1 protein-coding gene is annotated in these 486 nt (G+C 27.8%); it reads left to right on the top strand.

What is annotated here, in order from left to right; all coding sequences use genetic code 11:
* Positions 1-486 (top strand): XAC2610-related protein (locus IU405_RS00210; protein WP_197436660.1); only part of this gene is annotated, 486 nt, incomplete at both ends.

The raw sequence follows: 486 nt of genomic DNA, 5'->3' as shown, positions 1-486 counted from the left end.
TTACTACTCCTGCAATACAAAAAATAATAAATCAAAGAATTCAAATCAACTCGTTTTAGACTCCATAAAAAATAATGTTGTAATTACCGCCAAAGAAGATTCTATTTCTCTTGCTAAAATTAGTAACTCCAAAACGTTAAGTTTTAAATTTAATACAGACAGTTCAGGATATTATTTGAAAACAATTAATATTTACTCTGATGGTATTTTATATCAAAAAATCAATGCAAATAAAGACATTGAAAATAAGAAATTTCAATTGATTGATTGGAATTTTGATGGTTTTAAAGACATTACAGTTCTTAATAATTGTGGTTCTGGTGGATGTTCTTATTGGATTTGGAATTATGCTCCAAAATACGATAAATACATATACAACAAGGAGTTGTCCGAAGTTTTAGGATTAGAAATAGACACCCTTAACAAATTTATTGTATTTCATTACAGAGCAGGCTTTCATGAGGAGGTATGGGATACAATGCAATA

It is taken from the genome of Polaribacter sp. BAL334 (genome assembly GCF_015767435.1).
GTDB lineage: Bacteria > Bacteroidota > Bacteroidia > Flavobacteriales > Flavobacteriaceae > Polaribacter.
Note: the sequence above shows the minus strand (reverse complement) of the source record. Positions and strands in the feature narration are given on the sequence as shown.